Below are 23,925 nucleotides of genomic sequence, written 5' to 3' on the forward strand. Positions count from 1 at the left end.
ATGATTCAGTATAAGCTGGAAATGTTCTCGGAGACTGCATGAGAAAACTTCGCTACCAGCGGCGTCAGTCGCGCTCTGCAGTATGGGCGCTTCGGCTTGGTGTTTTTGCGCTCGTGCTTGTTGCGATGGCGTTTCTTCTGCATCGCTTCTGGACACTGGAGACACCGGATTTGGTGCTGCTTGCCGGATTGAGCACTGGTCTTGCCGCTCTGGCCCTTCTGTGCTCGGCTAAAGGTTTTCGCAATCTCTGGGTCAATGGCGACAAGGGTGGCGCACGCTCCTTCTGGGGCGGCATATTCGCTTTTGCCGTGCTGCTTCCAGTCGGACTGGTCACGGCACTGTGGTATCTCTCTCCACCCCTCTACGACATCTCCACGGATTTCGGGACGCCGCCGCAATTCCCGTCCAATATGCCACCACGCCTGCAATGGATGAATCCGCTGACCGTGGCCGTGAGTGGCGATGCGCTGACCCAGTTCACCGCCTATCCCGATGTGGTCGGACGCCGCTATGAAGCCGCACCGGACCGCGTTGCGCAGGGGGTCGAGACGGTTCTGAGGACTTTCGGGTGGCAGGAGATCGCGCGCAATGTGTCTTCGCCGGAACAGAACGCGACGCGATTTGCCGTGACCGCGCATAGTTTCATACTGGGTCTGAAAAGCGATATCGTCATCCGCCTGCTCGACGAAGGCGAAACTACCTATGTCGATGTGCGCTCGCTGTCACGCTATGGCAAGCGCGATATGGGGCAGAATGCCGGTTTCATTACCGATTTTCTGGGGGCGCTGGAAGGCGAGGTCAACAAGGCTCCAGCCGACGTGGAATAATCAGCCGGGAAGATAGATGCTACCCAGCGACGGATGGCCATCTGTCGTGACTTCCCCACGCCCGACCAGATCTTCCAGATGTGCGAGCACGGACAGCGCTGCCGCACCGTGCAATCGCGGATCAGTCTCGCGATAAATCACTTTCACCATGTCGCCGATTGTCCGGTCCCCCTGTAGAACACGCTCTAAAATGGCACGTTCACGCATCTTGCGATGGGCACGCAGGCCACGAACGAAGGCGGCAGGCTTGGTCACGGCGCCGCCATGCCCCGGCAGATAGACCTTGTCGTCGCGTGCCAGCAGTTTTTCGAGCGAGACCATGTAGTCATTCATCGAGCCGTCCGGCGGTGCGACGATGGACGTCGCCCAGGCCATGACATGGTCTGCGGAGAAAAGAATGCCGGTTCCTTTCAGGCCGAACGCCATGTGATTGGCGGCATGTCCGGGAGTATGAATTCCTTCCAGAGCCCAGCCATCACCTTCGATCGTGCTTCCGTCGGTCAGTGCAATATCCGGAACGAACTCCGTATCGGCGCTTGCCTCAAGCATGTTTGTTTCGCCCGCATAATAGGGGCGGGCAGGGCGATGCGGTCCCTCGGCAACGGTGCGAGCGCCAAGGCCTTCCTTCAGACGCTGGGCCAAAGGTGAATGATCTCGATGGGTGTGGCTGACGAAGATATGGCTGACCGGACGACCGGCAATGGCTGCGATCAAGGCGTTGTAATGCGTCTCATCTTCAGGGCCGGGATCGATGATCGCCAGTGTATCCGTGCCGATAAGATAGCTGTTGGTGCCGTGAAAGGTGAAAGCGCTCGGATTATTGACGGTGAGGCGCAAGATGCCTTTACTCAGTTCAACCGGCTTCCCATATTGGGGCGTGAAACTGCTGTCGAAAACAAGCGCCATTGAAGCGGCTTCCATTCTTCTTTGGTTTGATTGATGAAACGGCATAGGCCTTATATAGTCGGGTTGCAAACGTGAACGGTCACGCGGGCTGACAATCGCGTCAGCGGACAGGTTCCCGAGAATTTCAGATCCCGGTGTCTGTCGCCGCGTCAAAAGTGGAGTTGGATATGCCTCATAGAGCAAAATCTCGCGTCGCCACCGCCTCTCTCGCAGCAGAATATCTGCCGACAAAACAACTGGCCCGTGCTTTCTGGTTTGTCGGGCTTGCGCTGATCGGAACGGCTGTTCTCACCATTTCTGCCAAGATCAAAGTCGATCTGGTATATGTCAATGCGACGATGCAGACCTTTGCTCTCTTTGCAATTTCAGCGCTTTACGGTTCGCGGCTCGCCGTGGCGACTGTCGCTCTTTATCTGCTCGAAGGTGCGCTTGGCATGCCGGTTTTCACCGGAACGCCGGAGAAGGGCATCGGTCTTGCCTATATGGTTGGTCCGACAGGTGGCTATCTGCTCTCCTACCTTGCCGCTGCCTGGATCGTCGGACGTGCTGCCGACAAGGGACTGGCGCGTAACCCTCTCGCTCTCGGCGGTGCAATGCTACTCGCAGAAGCGGTCATTCTTTTGATGGGTGCAAGCTGGATGGCTTATCTTTTCGGTCTGGAAAAGGCGATTGCCTTCGGGTTCGGCGTCTTTATCGTCGGCGATCTCGTGAAACTCGCACTTGCCGCATGCGGTGTCCCTGCGGTGATGTCACTTTTGAAGCGCTGAATTTTTATCGGTTCTGCATGTTGAAAGCCGGGTCGTTGGCCCGGCTTTTTCTTGTTTCGGTTGAAACTGCTTCGCAATTGACAGAGACCTCTTCAACAAGCTTTGTCGTTATAAGAAATCTGCTTTTACGGGGAGGATGATTTGCACGTCGAAACTCTGGTGGTCGAGCCGCTGACAAAAGACGCTTTTGCGCCATTTGGTGATGTCATCGAGACAGAAGGAGCTGAGCTTCGTCTGATCAACAACGGAACGACCGAGCGATACCACGATCTCGCGCGTGTCGAAGCTACTGGTACCGAAGCAAGGGTTCTTGTCAATATTTTCCGCGGACAATCGTTTGAAGCGCCAATCGACATCGTCATGATGGAACGTCATCCTTTCGGCTCGCAGGCATTCGTTCCATTGAACGGCAGGCCGTTCCTTGTGATCGTCGCCGAGGATGACGGAGGCAAGCCTGCACGTCCGCGTGTTTTCCTTGCGCGCGGTGATCAGGGCGTCAATTATCTGCGCAATGTGTGGCACCACCCGCTACTGGCGCTTGAGCAGAAATCCGATTTTCTGATTGTCGACCGGGCAGGCAAGGAAGACAATCTGGAGGAGTTTTTCTTCTCCAATGCCGCCTACCGCATTGAAACGACGAAACCTGCCTGAGCTTTATCGAGGGATATTATGGGTAAACTTTCCACACATGTTCTCGACACTGCCCACGGCAGTCCAGCGGCGGCGATGCGAATCGAGCTTTATCGTATTGCCACAAACGGCGCTTCTGAACTCATCAAGCGGACGGTGACCAATCTCGACGGACGCACGGACGCGCCTCTGCTTTCCGGTGATGAATTGCGCACCGGCACTTACGAGTTGCAGTTCCATGTTGCCGAATATTTTGAGGGACGCGGTGCAGAACAAGCCAATCCGCCGTTTCTTGACCTAATTCCGATCCGCTTCGCAATCGCCGATGTTGATGGAAACTACCATGTGCCGCTGCTTGTCAGCCCGTGGTCCTATTCCACCTATCGCGGAAGCTGATCCGGACTTATCCTCTTTTCGGGCAGACGAACTAGGCTCTTCGCATTATCCATTGCGAGGAGCTGTTCATGGACCAAACCCCAAATCTGAAAATGCCCTATATTCTGCCCAGTCAGGTGCACAAACACGTCACCCATAATGAGGCATGGCGGCAACTCGATGCCGTCGAGCATCTGAGCGTCAAGTCGCGGAATCGAGCCGAAGCGCTGGAACACCTGTCAGTGGAGATTGCTATCTCCTGGCTGCGGCTGCTGCCGGGGCATGGGCAGGAAAAGGCGGTGCAATAGCATCTTTCATTTATGGCGGATGGTTATTCGTGAGGCCTGCTATCGGCTGGCAGGCTTATGTCGAGGACGAAGCGCACCTGATGGTTTTTGATGGCCCTCTCTGGAAGGGGTTTCATCGGTTCCGGAAAACCTGTCCCTGTCGATGCTGGGTGTTCATGCCACTGCCGATGCGGTCAACCGGCTTGCGGATCTCGTCGGATACCGGCTTATCCAACAATGCCGGTGCAGGCCATCAGGTGAAGGTGAACAAGCAGGCGGTTAGCGATACCGCAAGCCTTCTGTATCAGACCAACTGGACCGGCTTTGCCGAGATGGGGTTGAACGGCAGTAATGATTTCAGCGCGAAAGTAAGCTGCGATACCGGGCAATGGCGTGAGGCGATAAAGATCGATCACGCGACCGGCAATGTCGCCATCGGTTCGGTCTGGCCGCAGACGAAACTTCATGTTGATGGCCCCATCCTTCCCGCGTCCTATACTTCCGCGGCGCTGCCCTCTGCTGGTGGCAATGGCGCCGGTGCGCTGGTCTTTGTGACGAAGGTCCCGTCTGGCACGGAAATGGCCTATTCGGATGGTACGAACTGGCGAAGCATTCGCAGCGGCACGATAATTGCCTAGGGCATTTTGCTGTCAGCTGGAATCGGCTGGCGTCGTACAAATGCAGTAAATCAAAGCGATGGAGCGGAAGCGCGAACCAGTGTGAGCGCGTCCGCTCTGGCAGGTCTTCCGAAAGCGGCAACCGGTTTGGGACCAGGACATGCGGGAACCCACGAGACGGAACGCAGCCCCAATTTGGCCAAAAGATGTTTGTTAAGCGCCTGAAACGGCAATTGATATAGTCCTGCCGGAGGACTCATGATAACGGTGGCGAGAAATTTGAATGCTTCGCAGCTACGACGTGCGGCAAGCCGCGAAGGGATTGACTAATTTTTAGTCCCCAATAGTAGTATAAATAGCCTTATGGCGCTGGAATCGTTCTGGTATTTCTCTCCGGCGGAGAGCGGGATAACACGCGTATGAGTTTGAAATATCCATGGCAGAGATTGGCGCTTTTGCCCCGCGCCAGCAAACAGATCATTCTGATGCTGAGCGACTGTGTCCTGCTGTTGTTGAGTGCTTATCTGGCCTTTGTCATCCGTCTCGGCTTCGTTTTCGTGCCGAACGAAGGGCAGACGTTTCTTATTTTCATCGCACCCGTTCTGGCAATTCCGGTTTTCATTCGCTTCGGACTCTACCGCGCCATCATCCGTTATCTGGCTGAACGCGCGATCTGGCCGATCTTTCAGGCTACTGCTATCGCCTCGTTGTTCTGGGTTGCTCTGGTGTTCTTGATGGAGCTCTACGGTAGTGCCGGTCTGCCGCGCTCGGTTCCGCTGCTCTATTGGCTTTTGAGCACCGTTTTCATCTCGGCCAGCCGGTTCGGTGCGAAGTGGCTTTTGCGAAGCGCTGAATCCGACAAACGTTATACGAGTTCCGCATTGATCATTGGCGTGGGCGAACCCGCCCGCCAGCTCGCAACCGCGCTTCGCAGCCATAGCGACACATTGGTTGTCGGCTTTGTCGATCCCGACGGCCAGCTCAACGGCATGGATATCGTGGGACTGCGTGTCTATGGTGTTGAAGACATTCCCGTCCTGATCGAAAACTACGGTATCAAGCAGGTGGTGGTATCGGAACCGGCGCTGGAACAGAAACAGCGTCAGGATTTCGCGCGGCTTTTGGGGCGCCTTCCGGTCAATACGCGTATTCTTCCGCCGATCGCAGATCTGACGGCTGGGAAATATCTGGTCAGCTCGCTACGCAATGTCGAGATCGATGATCTGCTCGGGCGTTCGCCCGTGCCGCCTGATGCGGCCTTGTTGCGAGAAGTGGTCGAAGGTCGGCGCATTATGGTGACGGGAGCGGGCGGCTCGATTGGCAGCCAGCTTTGCCGTACCATTTCACAATGGAACCCGGCCTGCATCGTTTTGTTCGAGTCGAGTGAATTCGCACTTTACAATATTGAGAGGCAGCTCAGGCAGATCGCCAGTTGCGAGATTGTGCCGATCCTTGGGACGGTCAGCAACCGGGACTGCGTCGAGAAAGCCATTCGCGACAACAATGTCGATACGGTCTATCATTGTGCAGCATACAAGCATGTGCCGCTTGTCGAGAAAAACCCGCTGGTCGGTATATTCAACAATGTGTTCGGCACGCTGGAAGTGGCGCAGGCCGCTCTCAATACCGATGTTGAACGCATGGTCCTCATCTCGTCCGACAAGGCGGTGCGACCGACGAATGTGATGGGCGCAACCAAACGCTGGGCTGAACTGGTCGTCTATTATTGCGGTTTGCTGGCCGAGCAATCGGGAAAGAAGAAGGCGTTCTATTCTGTCCGTTTTGGCAATGTGCTGGGGTCGAACGGTTCTGTCGTCCCGCTTTTTCGTGAGCAGATTGCCGGTGGTGGTCCGATTACGCTGACGCATGAGGACATGACCCGCTACTTCATGTCGATCAAGGAAGCTGCCGAGCTTATCGTGCAATCTGGTGGTATCGCCGCGTCGGGCGATACGGTTCTGCTCGAAATGGGCGAACCGGTGAAGATCCGCGATCTGGCCGAGAACATGATCCTGCTGGCAGGGCTGACCGTTCGAAATAACGAGAATCCGCACGGCGATATTGCAATTGAGACGACAGGGATTCGTGAAGGCGAGAAGATGTATGAAGAGCTCTTCTACGATCCTTCACAGGCGAAGCCGACCCGCCATCCCAAGATCATGCGCGCCCCGCAGGGCAAAAAGGCTGCGGTGGATGTTCCGGCAAGCCTTACGGCTCTCCGTGTTGCCATGGAAAGCGGCGATATTGATGCCGTTCGCAAGGTGCTGTTCGACGTTATAGCTTCCTGAAGCGCCCGCGAAAATCCAGCAGCAGAACCAGCGTCGCGACAATGGCTACAAGCAGGAACGCGATCTGGGTAATTGTGTGATCGAGAGCGAGCAACGCTATGGCACAGGCAATGAGGATCATGTTCAGAAGCGCCACGTGGCCGACGACCTTGAGCACGCTCCAGCCTGAGCGCTTCGCCGTCTGATAGGCATGTTTGGAATGCGCTTTCAGGATGTTCTCGCCTTGGCTTAACCGCATCACGATAGTCGTGCCTGCGTCGAGAATATAATAGAGCGGCAGGATCAGCGCGACGGCGATATGCGTTTCCCGTGCGAGCAGGATTAGCGCTGTTCCTGTGATCAGGCCAAGTGGCAGACTTCCAGAGTCACCCAGAAAGATCGTTGCTGGTGGACGGTTGAACAGGGCAAAGCCCAGCACTCCACCTGCCGCGATGATGCCGATACCGCCACTTTCGAGCCCGGCAAGGCCAAGGGCGGCCAGACTGCCGATCCCCGCCAGCGGAATCCCTACGCCTGCGGCAGTCATGAGATCGAGACCGTCCATGAAGTTAGTTACATTGATGGCCACCACCAGCGCGAAGACTATGAGAGTTGCCTCCAGCCAGTAGGGCAGGAGGTCCGGCAGCAACCGGAAATCCGGGCCCAGGCCGTAGACAACCAGTCCGGCGGCAATGAACTGCGATCCCAGTCTGATGATCTCTGAAAGCTCATAGTGGTCATCCAGTCCGCCGACGATCCAGAGCAGCAGCGAGGCCCCGGAAAGGCAAAGCGCCAGAAATGCGTTGATTTCCAGATCCGGCGCAAAGATCAACAGCGTTGCGATAATTGCGGGAGTAAGTGCCAATCCGCCGATTTGCCGCGCTACCGTCGTATGGTTGGAGCGAGAACTCATGCGCGCCGCGAGAAAGCGCTCGGGCAAGAGCCGGTTCAGCAGATATAGACCGACGCTGCACAAGACAGCGCTGACGAGAAACGAAATCAGCAAAAACAGCATAGTGAATACCGAAAATACACCTGTCCTTTAGGAAGTAGCAGCTTTGAAGCCGGACGCAAATCGGCGGTTTCGTTTTAGGGAACAAGTGGCGACGATATGCGGTTGAAAACGTTCTTCACAGGGCTTGTAAGCTTATGCGGGATTTCGTGATTAGGCGATTGCGCTCGGGTTTCGAAGCGGTTATAAGGCCGCGCAACCGATTGCTTCGGTTTGATTTGTTGGGGCGTAGCCAAGCGGTAAGGCAGCGGTTTTTGGTACCGCCATTCCCTGGTTCGAATCCAGGCGCCCCAGCCATGAATCATGCGTAAAATCAATAACTTATTGATTTACTTAATGTTTCCCCCGGTGGGAATCCTTAATTTTTTCTCCATTTCGCCGAATGTGCACGAAACTGTGACACAGAGCTATGACACATGCTGATTCGCCTTGGTCGGTTTGTCTCGTGGCTCCAAACGGCGAGCTTCCTATGGCAGTCAGACATCAGGTCCAAAATCTTCAGCGGCGCGGAAATATTTTTTACTGGCGTCCGCGTCTTCCAGCACGGATGAGCGAGCATATCGGCGCGCGTCATCTTGCATTCAGCCTTAAACAATCAGATCATCGCCAGGCAGGTCGTATGGCCCGCAAGCTTAATCTGATGCTGTTTGAAATAGCAGAAAATCCGCGAAGTGCATTGATGTCGAAAGAAGCCCTCGAACGATTGTTTCAGTCCGAAATCGCGCGGATGAATGATCATATGGAGAACCTGCAATTTGCAGGCCAGCGCACCCCGACAGGTTTCCATCAGATCGATAATCTGGCTGCCGATCTGGAAGTTGGCTGGGCTTACAGGCTTCTGGAAAAATTTGGCACCCGTCGTGTCTTGTTTGAAGAAGAAAGTTGCCAGGGTTGGCGCTTTCTGGAGCAATCGAAGGTACCGCAGAGCCTCCATCACGGCATCGCGATATCTTATCGTGCTGAACGCCAGGATGCAGAATCTTCGCGTTTTGTCGACGAAATGCGTGCTCTCATGCAAGAGCATGGTCTGTCTTATTCGATCCTTAATTTCGAGAAGGCCAAGGCTGAATATTTCAAAGCGCGTGCAGACGTTCTTCTCGATGCCGATGATCGCTATCTCATTGATTATCCTGACGAGCAGGCTGAACCAGAACCTGCCCGGCCAGCACCAATTGTTCCGGTTGTAAATGTGGAACCAGTGCCGGATATCATTCCACAGCCACAGCCACAGCCACAGCCACAGCCACAGCCACAGCCACAGCCACAGCCACAGCCACAGCCACAGCCACAGCCACAGCCACAGCCACAGCCACAGCCGGTAGTGGAAAATCCTGTTCTTGCATCAGCATCTGACATGCTGGGGCTTGCTGGGGAGGACCTGCCAGTGAAGCAATTCATGAAGCAGTGCGACCTTCTGATTGCCAACAACCGTGAGAACTGGAACGAAGGCACGGCAAAGGACGTCAAGACAGTCGTTCGCATTTTCTGCGGTATTCTGGGCGAGCACAATGTTCTCACGAGCAGTGCCATTAATCAGACCCACTTGGCGGCGTTGCGCCAGCATTTCAATAACATCCTTGCCAGATGGGGAAGCAGTTCGCGTTACGTGGCAATGACAACTGTGCAATTGCGCGAGGCGACAGAACGGGAAGTAATCCGCGCGCAAAAGCTCAATCTGCCAGCACCCAAGGTTGGTTTGTCGAGTGGAACAATCAGGCGTCACCTTGGTAATCTCGAACAGTTCCTGAACCATCTTGTCGCCTCAGGTTTCATGCTGCGAGCATTTACGTTCAAAGGGATCAAGCCGAAGAAACGCAGCCTCGCATCCGTTCGGGCGCTGACCGCTAAACCCGGTCCTGAGCAGGTTGAACCGATCTTCCAGATTCCGGTGTTCACCGGTTGTGCCGGGCCCATATCGCAGGAAATGCGGGAGTTCGGCCAGGCCGTATATCATTCGTCCCTTTATTATGTGCCAATGCTTTACGCATATCTGGGCGCAAGACGCGCCGAATTTACGGGCCTCATGGTCGATGATGTGGTTTACGCAAAGGATGAAGGTATCTGGTCCATCAAAATTCGGAAAAATGAGCTCCGAGGACTGAAGAACCTCCAATCAGTCCGCGACCTGCCCGTACCTGATGAGCTTATCCGACTGGGTTTTATCGACTATGCAAAGCGTCTGAAGGAACTCGGACACAGATATTTATTTCCAGAATTGGTCGCTCCAAAGCGCAAAAACGATACTGGTGATCGTTTCTATAAGAGCTTTGTCCCTTTGCTGAAGGCGGAAACGGGGCTTGGTGATCAGCTTTGGGGTAGCGCAATCCATGCGTTGCGGCATGGTTTCAGCAACACGCTGAAACAGAAGGGGATAGAAATGTCGATTATGGAAGACATTACCGGGCATCTTGGCCGAACGGAGGGAGAGACACGTTATACGAATATTGCCAGCTTGCAGGTGATGAAAAAAGCAATCTCCGTGTATCCGGTCATTACGGGCCATCTGCAACCACAGCCTTTACGCTTACTGCCGTATGTCGAGGCAAAAGAACCTGCGCCCTGGTTTAAAAAAGAAAAAGAGAAGCCGAGACTGCGGGTGCGATCTTAAAGGGGACTCACTCATATCCGTTCGGATTCTTTGATTGCCAGTTCCACATATCCTGACACATCTCGCGCAGGTTCTTTTCAGCCGACCAGCCCAAGAAATTGCGCGCGAAACTTGGATCAGCATAGTATGCGGCTATGTCACCCGGGCGGCGAGGGGCTATCTCATATTTGATTTCACGATTTGAGGCATGTTCGAACGCCTTAATGACTTCCAGAACACTATGGCCTTGCCCGGTACCCAGATTAACTGAAAAACATTGTGGTTCATCAAGTTTTTCAAGCGCCTTGAGATGGCCCGCCGCCAGATCGATCACATGAATATAGTCGCGAATCCCGGTACCATCAGGGGTAGGATAATCGTTGCCCCATATGCTGAGCTTTTCGCGATGTCCGGTCGCGACCTGCGCGATGATGGGCATAAGATTGTTGGTAAGCCCTTTGGGGTCTTCCCCAATCAGGCCACTTTCATGTGCGCCGACGGGGTTGAAATAGCGCAGAATGCCAATCTTCCAGCTATTGTCGCTGTTATAAAGGTCGCGCAGGATGTCTTCAATGACCCGCTTAGTACGGCCATAAGGATTGGCCGCATTGAGAGGCTCGTTTTCGACAATCGGCAATTTTTGCGGCTCGCCATATACGGTTGCCGAGGAGCTGAACACCAATGTCTTGATGCCAGTCGCTTCCATAGCCTGCAACAGGCGCAAGGTGCCCACGACATTGCAGTCATAGTAAAACAAGGGCTTCTCCGTCGATTCACCAACCGCCTTGAGGCCCGCAAAGTGAATAACTGCGGTGCATTTATTCTGTCGTATAACCTGTTCCAGAAAAGCGCGGTCACGAATATCGCCTGCCTCGCAGCGTGGTGCGCGTCCGGTGATTTTTTCTATGCGATGCAAGGCTTCCAGATGGCTGTTGGCAAAATTATCAACGATCACGACGTCATAGCCAGCTTCAATCAGCTGAACACAAGTATGCGAGCCGATATAGCCAGCTCCGCCTGTCACGAGAATTGTCGTTCTTCTGGTATCCACGAATTCAACATTCCACATTAAACGGTATTTGCACTAAGCAAAATCACAGGAAGACTGCAAGCTAATCTGGATCGTGTAATGCAAACGTTGTTTGCCTCAGTGGACCCAGTAAGTTATATGGATTGCAATAATTTCTTGGCACTTCATTTGAAGTTGCGGGCAGGGCATTGCAAGGTGTCGGCAACGCGTTTTGAATTTTCCACAACGCATTTCAAATTGAGATGATTTGCAGTAATTCGATTCAAATCTTGTGACGAGCGTTGCAAAGTTCAGGGCGTACGTTACTGGGTTCGAGATTTCCGATTCAGCTGCAAACGCCGTTTGCGGACAGGGCGGGGGAAAACGCTTTATGTCGACAGGTCTTGAGTTCATGCTTTAACCATTAGTGCGAAATTGGGAGGGGGAATGGCGTCGAATCGGCAGCATGCAGAACGCTTGCGCAAGCAGCGTGAGCGGCAGAAAGAATATCGGGATCGTCTGAGAGCAGAGCGCAAACCGACACGAGACGACGTTGCTCGGGTGTTCCTGCATTTCATGATTGCCAAAGCGATGAAGTCTGGCAATCAGGATGGGATGGAGAAGCTGATTGATATGCTGCTTGACGGGCTGGCAGATCAGGGCTTCGATAAAGATGCTTCATTGGATGTCATTGATGATCTGATTGACAGATACACCAAAAGGGGGTGGGATTTCCGGCGCAAGGTGCATTTGATGCCTCATGAAGGCGCTGACGACCCGGGGCAATGAAGATGACTTCCGAAGCTGTGGCCGCCTGATTTCACTGATTCGTTTCACAAACGGCGTTTGTTTCTTTTGTCTGTTCTCCCCCCATTACTTCGTAAAACGCCGTTTGCAGCTGAATCGGAAATCTCGGGTTTGAACTGGCGGGCCGGTCGGGGCGCGTAATGTGCAGGCACGTCTTTTTGATTTGTCGGCAACGTGTTTCAAATCGCAATAATTTGCAGTCATCCGATTCAGAACTCGAGAAGAGCGTTACCCAAGGCAATTTTTCGGATTCATCCACAAACGCCATTTGCAGTAAGACATGGAATGGGCTCGACCGTGGAACTTTTCAAATCCATGCTTTGTTTCAGGCCGGATATCCGGAGAGGGGTGCTTCGCTCAATGAGCATTATGGCCTACTGTTAAAATGATGCCTGAGACCCCGCCTGTGGATAACTTTCACCTTGTTTTAATCGTGCTGATCTGCCGTTTACAGTAAGCGGGTAAGCCACCCCACGTATCTTTTGTCGGTTTGATGGGGGATTTTCCGTATGAATCATGCGGAGAGTCCTATGAATGACGATATGAATCATTCCCAGATATTTGAGATTTTGACGGCGGAACCCGTGCGAAGCCGACGACGGCCGCGTGACTGGTCGGATGACGAGAAGGCGCGGATTGTTGCCGCGTCATTGCAGCCCGGGGCTAACGTCTCGGCGATTGCACGGTCTGAAGGTCTGGATCCCTCGCAGCTTTATGAATGGCGTCGTAAGGCGTTTGCGTCTGGTGTTGTTTCGCCAGTAGCGGCGGGAACGGACAGTCCGGCCAGATTTGCACGTGTTGAAACGACGTGTAGCGCTTCGATCGATATTGTTGTCGCCGACATGGTGGTGCGCGTCGGCTCAGCCTTCGATCCGGATCATCTGGTGAAGGTTCTACGGGCGGTTCGCAAGGTATGATCTCCAGCTCAGTGGTGGTTTATGTATCCTGTCAGCCCGTCGACTTCCGCAAGGGAGCCGCTTCCCTGATGGCAGTTGTCCGTGATGGCGGTCTCGACCCGTTCAATGGCGCGCTTTACGTCTTCCGGTCAAAGCGTGCCGACCGGGTCCGGATTGTGTGGTGGGATGGAAGTGGCGTTTGCCTTTATTCGAAAACGCTTGAGGACCATGGCTTTTGCTGGCCCGGCCTGTCGGCAGCGAGGATCCGTCTGGACTATTCCCAACTCATGGCTTTGTTGGCCGGAATGGACTGGAGAAAGATCCGCCCGAACAGGACAAGACGCCCCTTGCTGACGGGGTGACAGTGCCTGCGGCAAGATGATTCATGATGCAGTTCAGGTTGGGAAAATGGCCGCTTTTATGCTCTACTCAGCCTCATGGATTTACTCCCTCATGATCTGCCGGATGACGTTGACGCACTGAAAGCCATGGTGCTCGCAATGGCTCATGAGCAGGCTGCGAAAGAAGCTCGGTTGAAGGCTGCTGAAGCTGAGATTGCCCGGCTGGAGGCAGTGGAGAAGAGCGCCAACGAACGGATTACCAATCTGACATCCATCATGAAGGTTTTGCAGCGCACCCAGCACGGCCGGCGCTCCGAACGATTACGCCCTGGTGTTGGCGATGAACAGGTATCGTTTGCTTTCGAGGAAGTGGAAACCGGTCTTGCGGCGATCCAGAGCGAACTTGACGATGCGGCCAGAGACAAGCCGAAACGGGCATCACGTCCGCGCAAGGGTTTTGCGGCTCATCTCGAACGCATCGAGGAAGTTATCGAACCGGAGATTCCGGCTGATTGCGAGGGGCTGGAAAAGGTCCTGATCGGCGAGGATCGCTCCGAGCGCCTGGACGTCGTGCCCCCGAAGTTCCGGGTTATCGTGACACGCCGCCCCAAATATGCATTCCGGAACCATGATGGTGTGGTTCAGGCGCTCGCGCCTGCACATATCATCGAGAGTGGCCTGCCGACAGAGCGCCTGCTCGCCTATATAGCCGTTTCCAAGTACGCCGATGGCCTTCCACTTTACCGTCAGGAGGCAATCTATTTGCGCGATGGCGTCGAGATCAGCCGGAGTTTGATGGCGCAATGGATGGGGCATCTGGGCTTCGAGCTTCAGATATGCGCCGATTATATCCTGGAACGGGTCAAGGAAGGTGAAAGGGTCTTCGCCGATGAGACGACCTTGCCCACTCTGGCTCCCGGTTCTGGAAAAGCCACCAAGGCATGGCTTTGGGCTTATGCACGCGATGATCGCCCCTATGGTGGGAACAGTCCACCAATGGTGGCCTATCGCTTTGAAGACAGTCGGGGCGCAGAATGCGTGGCGCGGCATCTTGCCGGGTTCAACGGAATCCTGCAGGTGGATGGATATGGTGCCTATACGAGCATGATCAAGGCGCACGCCAGGGCTGGGCGCAATGAACAGATACAGCTCGCAGGCTGCTGGGCACATCTGCGCCGCAAATTTTATGATCTGCACGTCGGCGGGATCTCGCAGGCTGCGACGGATACGGTCATCGCCATGACCCAATTGTGGAAGATCGAGGATGAGGTTCGCGGCAAGAATGCCGACATCCGTGCCAGGTTCCGTCAGGAGCAGTCCGCAACCATTGTCGCCCGCCTCTTCGACCTGTGGGAACAGGAACTGGGTAAAGTCTCGGGCAAGTCCAAAACCGCCGAGGCGATCCGCTACGCGCTCACCCGGCGCGAGGCCCTGGAACGCTTCCTCACCGATGGCCGGGCCGAAATCGATAGCAACATTGTCGAGCGTGCGATCAGGCCACAGACAATCACGAGGAAAAACAGTCTATTTGCCGGAAGCGAGGGCGGCGGACGGACCTGGGCCACACTGGCCACGCTTCTCCAGACATGCAAAATGAACAGCGTCGATCCGCTCGACTGGCTATCACAAACACTGAGCCGCATCGCTAAAGCCTGGCCTGTAACCGAAATCGAAGCCCTTATGCCTTGGAACTTCAAGTCTAGCGCCATCGGCTGACCGCTTACTTTACAGATACAAAAGCCTTACGGCCACTGGCTTTTGAAGCCGTAGACACAAAAACGAAAAAGCCGGTGATATCCGGGACTTAGATAAAAATGCTGTCTTGGGATCTTTTTTCGTTTTGGATCCTTGCGGCGCGTTTGAGATCCTGCAATAGTCACTTTGTCTGATTGATCAGACGCCTCCATTCCGGTGCTGGAACACCAGAATGGAGACTAACTTAGCCTGCCAACACAGGAGCCAAGCTATGCTGGTTATTAGCGACATTCGTCCCGGATTAAAAGATCTGCGCCCTGAATTCGATGTCAGCATGGCGGCTCGACAGCGGAAATAATTTCCGCTCCTAACGCGTTCGGCGCTCTTTAAAGCCCGAACTCCCAATTTCCGTTCTGGCGCTCTGGTCGTGTGCGTTCGCGCGCAACGTCACGGTCTTTGCTGTCTTCAAAATCTGACGCTGCTTGCACAGGCAAGCGCGACCGATCTTTCACACCCATTTTGCTCCGGCGATTGCATCGTTCCAGGAAGGAGAACTTATGTTTGCAGAAACCGTTATTGGCTACATCGACCTGATTGAGCACACGATTCCCGTGCGGAGTTTCAAGCAGGAACTCAATGCCTCTCTCCATTTGTCATGGCTTTTTCACCGGATTGACCAGGCCCATGACCGGCAAAGCCAGAAGCTTGCGGCTCGCGATACACTGCTGCGCTGGGCAATTTGGAATGAAGGCGAAAAGATTTTTGGGCTTATCGAAGAAGCATCAGCGCGGGTAAAGATTTCTGGTTATACGGCACCGACACGGTCTATGCCGATTACACGCGATACGCTTAATCATGTGACCGAGTCTGTTGCGTCAAAATCAGCTCCGGCTAAAACCGACATCGAGATTGCCGCTTCAGCGCTTCCGGCAAGGCCGTATGTTTTTGATTTGCTACATTATGATGCGGAACAGAAACAACTCCGCGTATTGAGCATGGTCTACGGCGTCAGTGTGCACAAAGACACCTTGTGTCAGTGGCGCACTGCAGCATCGAACACACCATCCATGTGGGGACGTCTGGCGTCACAATATTATGGCATCGACATCGAACAATATGAATTCGCGCTGATCGATCCGCTGCTTGATGAAAGCCAGACCGAGGAGGGGATTTGGGCACTGGCTGATCTTGATCGTCTGATCGGAAAGGTTGGAATTGGGGAGAAAGTTTTACGTGTTCAGGAAGCGCTCAGAGAAGAACTCATCGTAGGGCTTGGCGACACATTTGCAAAAACGGAAGCAGAGCAAGCACGGCTGATCAATAAAGAGATTGCGAGAATTGCAGTTGAAGCCATCGATAGTGCGTCTTTACCGCAAGCTCAAATCCTGACGCCCGATACCCTGCCGTGTGATTGACGAAACATTACAGCGCATCGTTATGGAAGCCGCTGAATGCTGGGCGGCTAGGCTCTTCGCATCCTGACGCCTGATGCGGGTGGGTAAGCCGGAAGGTTTTGTGCGTTATGCGCTGATAGCTGTTCATAATCAATAATTCGGAGGTATCTCGATGGTCATTGACCAACCCGGCGCAAGCCGGCTTGGGCGGCATCTGCTTGCTCGCCTGAAACATGCTTTGTATCGCGACGTGCGACAGGTGTTTTGCGAGCTTGATCTATTGTCTCACACTGAAGTCGACATTGATGGATTTTTCGCGATGCGCTTCGATATGCCGGAACAGTCATCTGATCCGGGTGATACAGATCGACCAGTATTACATCTGACCGGTCATCCGGTTCATGATCTGCGTGTCTTGAACGCTTATCTCGGTGGGGGCTTCAATCTGAGTGCTTCCAGCGTGCAGGATCAGTTTGCCCTTTCGCTGTCATTTCCAATGTTCCTGACCGACATGCTCTGTTATCCGGTAGAGCGAACATATCTTTTGAAACTCCTGCGCTGCTTTCGTGTCGAGCCCGATATTGCTGAAATTGCAGTGTGCCATCTGCTGGCACGGGCTCTGGAAGAGGGGAGTTTCGGGCAAAACCACTTGATGGAGCTTTCGCGCAGACGATCCGGGCTTGTCATTATACGCACCAATATCGAAGGCTTCGAAGATATTCTGCTCCGGATGTTGAGTGAACAGCGGCTTTATCACGGGTACGTTGTGGTGCGGCCCCTTGAGCATTGGGGAACGACGACGATCCGGCAGTTAAAGCGGACAAGGGGCCGCCTCCGTCCGGCAGATGTCATTATCAATACTATCGATGCTGATGGGTTTGAGAAACTCGCATTGATCGACGAAGACAGCATTGGAGATGCACTGTCACGCGGCGAATGGCTTCTCGGTATCGTTGATATGCAATACGAGATTCCGGTCGGGCTGAAAGTAGCGGCAGATATTGTCCTCGACACCGGCGTACTTGATGGCGCACTTCTCAACAGGCTGCTCGATACAGTGACTGCACACGATGCCGACACCGTTTTTCCCGAGGAATTCACGCTCGATTCATTACGAGAGTTGAGACACTCGTTCCGGGAAGCAAGCACACGCCAGGAAACCTTCGCCTATCTGCTGGCCCAATGGGAATTGGAGGGGAGAAAGCAGGCACGCCCGGTGGAGGAGCAGAAGCAAAAGCAGAAAGAAGCAGATAAAAAGACGGATAGGACCGATGACAAAAACCCGTTCTCGACAGGAGAACGCGGTCGGCATGGCAGAAAGATTGTTTCCGACAGTCGATTGATTGAACCTGAAGCGCTCGATGATGACTTCAGTGACGTCGGTTCCGCAGAGAGCGCCATACGTCGAACATCAACTCTATGCGTGGAAAACCTGTCAGGCTATGGCGAGGCGGTGGATTGGGCGCTGGCGCTCAAGGAAGACCTTGCATTGTGGACGTCAGGATCGCTCGTCTGGTCTGACATCAGCACACGGCTGCTTCTGTCTGGCCCGCCTGGCACCGGCAAGACCACTTTTGCACGGGCGCTGTGTAACAGCCTGCGCATTCCTGTCCTTGCAACGTCTATCGCAACATGGCTGCGGATGGGCCATCTTGGTGATGTGTTGCTACGCATGAAGAGTGCTTTTGAAGAAGCGGCGTCTCATGCCCCGGTCATTCTGTTTATTGATGAGATCGACAGCATCGGGCGACGTCAGGATTCGTCCCGCGATTATGCGGATTACTGGAATGCTGTCGTCAATCAGTTCCTGGAGTTGATGGACGGCGCGGTTAAACAGGAAGGCATCGTCATCGTGGGCGCCACCAACCGGCCCGACGATATTGATGAGGCATTGTTACGGTCAGGACGGATGGAAACCCATGTCCGGATACCAAAACCCGGCACGGATGCACTGGTCGGCATTCTCGCGCATCATCTGGGTGCTGATCTTGAAGCTGTGCTGGAAACACGACAGGCGGAGCAACAGCGATGACAGCTTGCAAATCAGATGAACGTCTCAGCAGTTTGTGCGATCTGCGTTCTCTGGCGTTAAAGGCACAGGGCATGACCGGAGCCGATATCGAGCGGATTGTCCGTCAGGCTCGCCAGCAGGCACGCCGCAAGAAGCGCCAGCTTACCTGGACGGATATTGAAAAGGGCATTGCCGGCAATCGCAGACTGTTCCTGCCGGAAGAACGCTGGCGCATGGCAGTGCATGAGGCAGGCCATGCACTCATCCGTCATGTGCTACAAGTCGGCCATCCGCTGACGCTCAGCATTGAAGAACAGGTGGGGCTCGGTTTGGCAATGGAGCGTCGCAAGCTTATTCCGCTGGAAAAGGATTGCGAAGACAATCTTGCCGTGATGCTGGCGGGAAGGGCAGCGGAAGAGCTTGTTCTTGGAGATGTCTCTGTCGGCTCCGGGATGTGGCCGGGAAGTGATCTCGCCAATGCAACTGATCTGGCGCTGGCAATGGAAACCACATACGGCTTTGCCAGAAAACGGCCATTGCTGTTTTGCGACGGCGTGGCACGAGGGGAACTGCTCCATGCGGACCATCCTGTAACGAACCGTGTCAATGAGCGGCTGCAAAAAGCCTATGACGCCGCCCGTCATGAACTTGTCCGTTACGAGGCAGCGCACAGGATGCTTGCCGAGACATTGCTCGAACATGGCGTTCTGGAAGGCGAAACTGTCACTGCCATTCTCAACGATGCCGTCCAGCGACAGGATCAGCAAAGTGGTCAAGCATGGTGAGCGCAGTGGATAGCAGGCCTTACGAGACGAGATCACCCGGTCCAGCCTGAGTGGTCTCCCCGACCGACGCCCAGCCCAACCAACAATCCGAATTTACCAGAAACGCGCTTGGCTGCTCGAACGCGAACGATCCCGCATATTCAATGAAAGGAATATCTCATGGCAATTATCGCACACGATGGCGCGTTCAACCGAGAAAGACTCGCGACAGAGATCAAGACCCTCAAGGCGCTTGTTCATGATCTCGAACGCCTGCTCAATGGTGAGGATCCAGATCCCAAGGAGCTGGCGGATGCGCCATTGATCGACAACTGGGATTTTGATCGTCGGGACGCCGTATGCCTTGTCGGCACATTCCTGGGTCATCCGCGTCTGGGGCGTATCGTTCCTAACGGCATAACCTCCGAACTCTGGTACATAAACCCGGACGAAGGATATGCGCGTACATTCAGCCGCTTCTACAGGCTCGGTAAACCGGCCCGTTTTCGAGGCGACAAGCGGTGAAACGGGCCTGTAAGAACAGAGCGGAAGCGTATTGGGAGAGTAAATAAGGGTAAGAGCGCTTTGATAACAGGTGAATATTTGACACTGTTAGTTTTTCAATACATGGAGAGAGGTGGTTCGGGAAATCTGGACAGCGGAGATAAGTGGAATTTCTGCCTGACTTCGGCTTAGATGCCGAGAACAGGAGATACCATGACGAGACGACCACGCCGGAACCACAGCCCGGCTTTCAAGGCAAAGGTGGCGCTTGCCGCCATTCGAGGCGAGCAGACACTGGTGGAATTGTCCCAGCAGTTCGACGTGCATGCCAACCAGATTAAGCAGTGGAAAGACCAGCTCCTTGAGGGGGCGACCGGCGTTTTCGGTGATGAGAACAAGGCGGAACCGACAGGGCCAACCGTTGATGTCAAAACGCTTCATGCCAAAATCGGCGAACTGACGCTGGAGAACGATGCTTCGCTTGGGGCTTACGCGGCCCCACTGGGGCCACGGTCCCCGCTACGATATCCGGTGCGCTCGGCAAGGCGGGATTGCTGGGCGGAAAAAAATGATTGACCGCGCGCACAAGCTGTCGGTTGCAAGGCAGGCCCGGCTTCTCGGCTTCAGCCGTAGCAGCGTCTACTATTCTCCACGATCAGTGTCGGACAGCGATCTGGCTTTGATGCGGCGGATCGACGAACTGCATCTCGACTACCCTTTTGCCGGAAGTCGGATGTTGCAAGGGCTTTTGAGAGGAGAAGGGCTGGAAACTGGGCGGCTTCATATCGCAACGCTGATGAAAAAGATGGGCATTGAGGCAATCTATCGCCGCCCGAACACCTCGAAGCCAGCGCCAGGGCACAAAATCTATCCCTATCTCCTGCGCAAGCTGGCGGTCACCCGGCCCAACCAGGTGTGGGCAATGGATCTGACCTATATCCCCATGGCGCGTGGTTTTGTCTATCTCTGCGCCGTCGTGGACTGGTTCAGCCGCAAGGTTTTATCGTGGCGACTGTCGATCACGATGGAAGCGGCCTTCTGCATCGAAGCGGTTGAGGAAGCGCTGGCCCGCTATGGCAAGCCGGATATCTTCAACACAGATAGTCAGAAGATGATAGCCAGTTCCCGGGCGGTTTGTCTCAAACACCGATCGATCGCTTGGTAGGCTGGCGCTGCAAGGCGTCCAGGTGTGGCTTGACCCACACTCCGATCGACCAGCGTGTCTTTCCCTGGACCTGTCAGCCGCCCGGGAGCGCCTTGCGGTGAGGCTTTGCCTCGGCGTTTGCTTGTGACCCAAGAAGGGCCTGACCGCGTTGGTCACATGACTGTCCTGTCCATGCATATGCCCGTGGTTGAGCCGTGCGATAGCGGTCAAACTCCAGAGGTTACGGCATGGAACAGAAGAACAAGCCAGCGCGTCATGTTGTCGGCGGCGTCGATACCCATAAGGATTTACATGTCGCAGCGGTCGTCGATGATTACGACCGCGTTCTTGAGACGCGCAGTTTCCCGACGACCCGTAACGGCTATCGGTTGATGCTTGCCTGGATGCGGACATTCGGAGAGTTGCAGCGCGTCGGTGTCGAGTGCACAGGCAGTTATGGTGCTGGGCTGCTGCGATATATGCAGGCCGCGGGCGTGGAGGTCCTTGAAGTTACCACACCAGATCGTCACGACCGTCGAAGACGGGGTAAGAATGATGATCTCGATGCCCAGGCTGCGGCACATGCCGCCTTTGCCGAACGGCGAACCGTCACACCTCGAAGCCGGGACGGCATGGTGGAATCTCTCAGAGTTTTAAAGGCTTGCCGAAAGACGGCAGTCAACGCTCGGCGCATAGCCTTGCAATTAATCCAGAATACGATCATCGCAGCGCCCGACGTGTTGCGGGATCAGCTGCGTCGCATGACCCGCATGCAACTGGTTCGATTGCTTGCCGCCTGGCGTCCGGACTTGACAGCCTATCGCGATGTGGAAGCGGCGTATCGGATTACCCTTGACTTTAGCAGGCCGAATAGAGAAACCACCTCTGTCCGGACGTCTCCAGTCTATTCCTTCCCATAGCATCGCCAGTTGTGCTGCTGTCAGTCGAGCCGTCCCATCGGCCGCTGAAGGCCAGGGGAAACGGCCTTTCTGCAGAATTTTATAGTAAAGGCAAAATCCCTGGCCATCAAAATACAGCAGCTTCACCCGATCACCACGCCGCCCACGAAAGGCGAAGACAGCTCCACCTGTGGAGTGCTCCCCATTTCACCGGACAGGTCGGCTAGTTTGATTTAGCCCTGATGAACTGCCGAGGGGAAGCCATCTTGAGCGCGGAATGAGGATGTATTTCGTTGTAATCTTCGATCCATCCGTGGATGAGCCGGAGCGCAGTTTCGGCGTCCGGTAGGGCTGATATGCGGATATAATCCCGCTTCAGGGTTTTGACGAATGCTTCTGACATGCCGTTCGACTGGGGGCTGGCGACCGGCGTGAAGCAGGGCGTCAGATTGAGCGCTTGGGCAAACAACCTCGTGTCCCGCGCTGTATAGGCTGAGCCATTGTCGGAGAGATGCTCGATAGCATGCGGAGCTCGCGTTGCTCCGAAGCGTGTCTCGACCGCCTCCAGCATCATGTCGCGCACGTCGGAGCCGGAGATCCCCGCATTGGCGACTACCGTCCAGGCAATGATCTCCCGGTCGAAGGCGTCGATGATGAAAGCGAGACGAATGACCTCGCCATTCCAGCAGCTGAACTCCAGCCCATCTGAGCACCAGCGCAGGTTCGAGCGCATGACCATGACCTTGCCGTCGTGAATGCGGCCTTTGCGAACGGCCGTATGCTTCTCCAGCAACATGCCGTGGTTGCCCATGATGCGATGGACCCGTTTGGCGTTAACGACAGGCTTATCGGCGGCTCGCCTCTCGCGATTGAGGAGCGCGGCGATCCGCCGATAGCCATAGGTTGGCCTCTCATCTACCAGCCTGCGGATGACGGGCAGGAGCTCCGCATCCTCGGCCTTATGATAGGACCCGCGCGGCTTTGATCTACCTTTCAACCGCTCGATGAGGTTGGAACGGGAGACGCCCAAAGTTTCGGCGACAGTCTTCATCGGGAACCGTCCTTCGGCAACAAGAGGTGCTGATTGACACCAGGAATTCATCACGCCGCATTGCCCGCAGCAAAACGGCATGGTGGAACGTGTCATCCGAACGTTGAAAGAGCAATGTGCCCATCGGCACCGATTTGAATCTCTGCAGCATGCCAGTCGCGTCATTGGCGACTGGATCCGCTTTTACAATCATCGGCGCCCACACCAGGCGCTGAACATGAAAACCCCGGCTGAGGCCTTCGCATTAGCCGCCTGACCTGTGCAGGTTCCGCTGGGTCATTACATCCGGTCATTACCTACGCCTTCTTCCTGGTCTTTGCCGTGGTGAAGGTCTCGGCTTTGGCCACTTTGCTGCAAACCGACGGGATCACTCTGGCGGCAGCCCTGCAGACCACATGGGATGAAGAAACCCAGGCGTTGTTTGCCGCCGTAATGTCCTTCTGGTTCGGCAGCCGTCAGATCAGCAAGATGCGCCGGGGTGGCTGATGCGTCATGTCACCGAAGAAGGGTTGAGCCTGATCAAACGCTTTGAAGGCTTCAGTCCCACCATTTACATTTGCCCGGCCGGCTACCCGACCATCGGCTACGGGCATGTGGTGCTGGCGCATGAGCGGGAGTTGTTCGCAGCGGGGATTACGCCCGCACAGGCCACCGAACTTCTGCGAAAAGACGCGGGGATCGCCGAACGAGCGGTGCTGAGGCTGATCTCGGTGCCATTGACGGACGGACAGTTCGATGCGCTGGTGTCTTTCACCTTCAACCTCGGTGCTGGGGCGCTACAGCGCTCGACACTGAGGCGGAAGGTGAACCGTGGCGAGCACGAAGGTGTCCCCGCAGAGTTGATGAAGTGGGTGTGGGCGGCGGGGAAGAGGTTGCCGGGACTGATTCGTCGAAGAAGAGCAGAGGGCTCGGCCTACTCCTTGGGGAAGCATGTGGGCGCAGAGGTTCGCAAAGAAAATGGCTATGTCCCAATAGCGTGTTGCATCGTGCGTCCATTTGCCCCCAGGATGCAGCGAGCCCGCTGAATGCGCTGCTGGTAGCCCTCAAGCATACGGCGTCAGCCCAGATGGTTCGGGCGGTAGCGAATGGCAACGCCGTGAAGTGGGTCATCCTGCTTTTCAGGCGGCTGTGGAAG

The 23,925-nt window shown here is 55.0% G+C and carries 20 protein-coding genes, 1 tRNA gene and 5 pseudogenes; 21 read left to right on the forward strand and 5 right to left on the reverse strand.

Translation table 11 applies throughout. From position 1 onward, the window contains the following. The first annotated feature begins 38 nt into the window (after positions 1-38). Entirely contained in the window at positions 39-827 is a 789-nt protein-coding gene (locus tag ABDF71_RS04730) for a DUF1499 domain-containing protein (RefSeq protein ID WP_151662761.1), read from the forward strand. Here ABDF71_RS04730 and ABDF71_RS04735 read toward each other — a convergent pair whose 3' ends face one another. Further along, positions 828-1,733 carry an MBL fold metallo-hydrolase gene (locus ABDF71_RS04735; RefSeq protein ID WP_151662762.1) on the reverse strand — a complete coding sequence of 302 codons (906 nt, stop codon included), beginning with the start codon at positions 1,731-1,733 and terminating at the stop codon, positions 828-830. It lies immediately after the preceding gene. 167 nt (positions 1,734-1,900) lie between these two features. On the opposite strand from ABDF71_RS04735, the gene ABDF71_RS04740 reads away from it, so the two are divergent. The 5 genes and pseudogenes from ABDF71_RS04740 to ABDF71_RS04760 all read left to right on the forward strand — a co-directional run bounded on the left by ABDF71_RS04740 (position 1,901) and on the right by ABDF71_RS04760 (position 6,697). Beyond that, entirely contained in the window at positions 1,901-2,500 is a 600-nt protein-coding gene (locus ABDF71_RS04740) for a biotin transporter BioY (RefSeq protein ID WP_279675719.1), read from the forward strand. Between the two features lie 141 nt (positions 2,501-2,641). Further along, entirely contained in the window at positions 2,642-3,151 is a 510-nt protein-coding gene (locus tag ABDF71_RS04745; protein WP_151662764.1) for an ureidoglycolate lyase, read from the forward strand. A gap of 18 nt (positions 3,152-3,169) precedes the next feature. Further along, the gene (uraH, locus tag ABDF71_RS04750) at positions 3,170-3,526 is read left to right on the forward strand and encodes a hydroxyisourate hydrolase (protein ID WP_151662765.1); all 357 of its coding nucleotides are present in this window, start codon (positions 3,170-3,172) and stop codon (positions 3,524-3,526) included. A 68-nt stretch (positions 3,527-3,594) separates the two neighbouring features. Further along, a pseudogene (locus ABDF71_RS04755) lies at positions 3,595-4,430 on the forward strand (DUF2793 domain-containing protein). A gap of 398 nt (positions 4,431-4,828) precedes the next feature. Beyond that, entirely contained in the window at positions 4,829-6,697 is a 1,869-nt protein-coding gene (locus ABDF71_RS04760; RefSeq protein ID WP_151662766.1) for a polysaccharide biosynthesis protein, read from the forward strand. On the opposite strand, the gene ABDF71_RS04765 is transcribed toward ABDF71_RS04760, so the two are convergent. Then, entirely contained in the window at positions 6,684-7,691 is a 1,008-nt protein-coding gene (locus ABDF71_RS04765) for an MraY family glycosyltransferase (protein ID WP_151662767.1), read from the reverse strand. The two genes, ABDF71_RS04760 and ABDF71_RS04765, sit on opposite strands and share 14 nt — an antisense overlap. Positions 7,692-7,910: 219 nt before the next feature. Here ABDF71_RS04765 and ABDF71_RS04770 point away from each other — a divergent pair. Both ABDF71_RS04770 and ABDF71_RS04775 read left to right on the forward strand, forming a co-directional pair. Next, positions 7,911-7,985: transfer RNA gene (locus ABDF71_RS04770), tRNA-Gln, on the forward strand. A gap of 172 nt (positions 7,986-8,157) precedes the next feature. Continuing rightward, positions 8,158-10,296, forward strand: coding sequence for a DUF6538 domain-containing protein (locus ABDF71_RS04775; RefSeq protein ID WP_500061154.1), 2,139 nt, complete (start codon positions 8,158-8,160; stop codon positions 10,294-10,296). A 7-nt stretch (positions 10,297-10,303) separates the two neighbouring features. Here ABDF71_RS04775 and galE read toward each other — a convergent pair whose 3' ends face one another. After that, positions 10,304-11,326, reverse strand: coding sequence for a UDP-glucose 4-epimerase GalE (gene galE / locus ABDF71_RS04780; protein WP_500061156.1), 1,023 nt, complete (start codon positions 11,324-11,326; stop codon positions 10,304-10,306). A 435-nt stretch (positions 11,327-11,761) separates the two neighbouring features. Between galE and ABDF71_RS04785 the strand changes: the two genes are divergently transcribed. The 10 genes and pseudogenes from ABDF71_RS04785 to ABDF71_RS04830 all read left to right on the forward strand — a co-directional run. Then, the gene (locus ABDF71_RS04785; RefSeq protein WP_500061158.1) at positions 11,762-12,073 is read left to right on the forward strand and encodes a hypothetical protein; all 312 of its coding nucleotides are present in this window, start codon (positions 11,762-11,764) and stop codon (positions 12,071-12,073) included. 548 nt (positions 12,074-12,621) lie between these two features. Next, positions 12,622-13,008 (forward strand): transposase, encoded by a 387-nt coding sequence (locus tag ABDF71_RS04790; protein ID WP_500061160.1) that lies wholly within the window; start codon positions 12,622-12,624, stop codon positions 13,006-13,008. Continuing rightward, a complete protein-coding gene (gene tnpB, locus ABDF71_RS04795; RefSeq protein WP_500061164.1) occupies positions 13,005-13,349 on the forward strand; it encodes an IS66 family insertion sequence element accessory protein TnpB in 345 nt (114 codons plus the stop codon). The genes ABDF71_RS04790 and tnpB (ABDF71_RS04795) overlap by 4 nt, the downstream gene beginning before the upstream one ends. Before the next feature lie 75 nt (positions 13,350-13,424). Beyond that, positions 13,425-15,044 carry an IS66 family transposase gene (tnpC, locus tag ABDF71_RS04800; RefSeq protein ID WP_500061165.1) on the forward strand — a complete coding sequence of 540 codons (1,620 nt, stop codon included), beginning with the start codon at positions 13,425-13,427 and terminating at the stop codon, positions 15,042-15,044. 536 nt (positions 15,045-15,580) lie between these two features. Then, positions 15,581-16,438, forward strand: coding sequence for a hypothetical protein (locus tag ABDF71_RS04805; RefSeq protein WP_500061167.1), 858 nt, complete (start codon positions 15,581-15,583; stop codon positions 16,436-16,438). 151 nt (positions 16,439-16,589) lie between these two features. After that, entirely contained in the window at positions 16,590-18,449 is a 1,860-nt protein-coding gene (locus ABDF71_RS04810) for an AAA family ATPase (protein WP_500061169.1), read from the forward strand. Beyond that, positions 18,446-19,213, forward strand: a complete 768-nt coding sequence (locus ABDF71_RS04815; RefSeq protein ID WP_500061171.1) for an ATP-dependent metallopeptidase FtsH/Yme1/Tma family protein — start codon at positions 18,446-18,448, stop codon at positions 19,211-19,213. Before ABDF71_RS04810 ends, ABDF71_RS04815 begins: the two co-directional genes overlap by 4 nt. A gap of 159 nt (positions 19,214-19,372) precedes the next feature. After that, positions 19,373-19,717 carry a DUF6634 family protein gene (locus ABDF71_RS04820; protein ID WP_500061173.1) on the forward strand — a complete coding sequence of 115 codons (345 nt, stop codon included), beginning with the start codon at positions 19,373-19,375 and terminating at the stop codon, positions 19,715-19,717. A 192-nt stretch (positions 19,718-19,909) separates the two neighbouring features. After that, positions 19,910-20,819 (forward strand): annotated as a pseudogene (locus tag ABDF71_RS04825) (IS3 family transposase); the annotation flags it as partial. A 269-nt stretch (positions 20,820-21,088) separates the two neighbouring features. Next, a pseudogene (locus tag ABDF71_RS04830) lies at positions 21,089-21,694 on the forward strand (IS110 family transposase); the annotation flags it as partial. A gap of 93 nt (positions 21,695-21,787) precedes the next feature. Here ABDF71_RS04830 and tnpB (ABDF71_RS04835) read toward each other — a convergent pair. Then, positions 21,788-21,886, reverse strand: a pseudogene (gene tnpB, locus ABDF71_RS04835) (IS66 family insertion sequence element accessory protein TnpB); the annotation flags it as partial. A gap of 76 nt (positions 21,887-21,962) precedes the next feature. Further along, positions 21,963-22,814: pseudogene (locus ABDF71_RS04840) on the reverse strand (IS3 family transposase); the annotation flags it as partial. 25 nt (positions 22,815-22,839) lie between these two features. On the opposite strand from ABDF71_RS04840, the gene ABDF71_RS04845 reads away from it, so the two are divergent. From ABDF71_RS04845 to ABDF71_RS04855, 3 genes are all read left to right on the forward strand, one after another. Continuing rightward, complete coding sequence (locus ABDF71_RS04845; RefSeq protein ID WP_500061652.1) at positions 22,840-23,046, forward strand: integrase core domain-containing protein; 207 nt, start codon at positions 22,840-22,842, stop codon at positions 23,044-23,046. 65 nt (positions 23,047-23,111) lie between these two features. After that, entirely contained in the window at positions 23,112-23,276 is a 165-nt protein-coding gene (locus tag ABDF71_RS04850) for a hypothetical protein (protein ID WP_500061175.1), read from the forward strand. Next, entirely contained in the window at positions 23,276-23,815 is a 540-nt protein-coding gene (locus ABDF71_RS04855; protein ID WP_500061177.1) for a lysozyme, read from the forward strand. The genes ABDF71_RS04850 and ABDF71_RS04855 overlap by 1 nt, the downstream gene beginning before the upstream one ends. Positions 23,816-23,925 lie beyond the last annotated feature (110 nt).

Source organism: Ochrobactrum sp. WV_118_8, from assembly GCF_039631535.1.
Taxonomy (GTDB): Bacteria; Pseudomonadota; Alphaproteobacteria; order Rhizobiales; family Rhizobiaceae; genus Brucella; species Brucella anthropi.